General features: G+C 48.6%; 1 pseudogene. It reads right to left on the reverse strand.

The annotated features are described in order from the left end of the window. Positions 1-3: 3 nt before the first annotated feature. Positions 4-661 (reverse strand): annotated as a pseudogene (locus R7190_RS28010) (polynucleotide adenylyltransferase PcnB); the annotation flags it as partial.

Here is a 661-nt window from a genome sequence, read left to right on the forward strand (position 1 = left end):
TGATCATGATTTGGGCTTACTCTTTTTCTTGCGAAAGGTTTTGCGGCGACGTTGGCCCGATTTTGGTGCTTGACCATCTAGGTCTGCGGCCATCGCTTGGCGCATTTCTCGGCCTGCATTTTGGAAAGTTTCCCACCACTTAGCAAGCTTCAGAGTGTCGCCACCCTCAATTTCACCGCGCATTTCAAGAAAATCAAAGCCAGCTCTAAATTTGTTGAGTTCCATTAGGCGGAACGCACGTTTGCCATTGCGTCGTGGAAGGCGCAATTGCAGCTGCCAAATCTCACGGATGGTCGCAGTATGGCGACGTGGAATTGCGATGGTGCGAACTTGATCATCAAGAATGATGTTGCTCGCTTCCATGATCGCGTCGTAATGACACAAGTTATGCTGATCCATGAGTTTGTCTGCTAGTGCACACAGCGGGTACCACAGCATTGCAGCAAACATAAATGCTGGGTTAATGCGCTTGCCATCTTCAATACGCATGTCTGTGGAATCCAACACAAGATCGAGCATTTGTTCAGTATGCGACGAGTAGTCTTCTGTGAAGTGCTCCGAAATGGCTGGGAACAGCTGTTGGAACAAGTTGTATTCACGTAGCAGGTGGTATGTCTCTAGACCATGGCCTGACTGCAAGAGTTTGAGTGACTCTTCGAAA

This window comes from Vibrio sp. 1078-1, assembly GCF_033340475.1.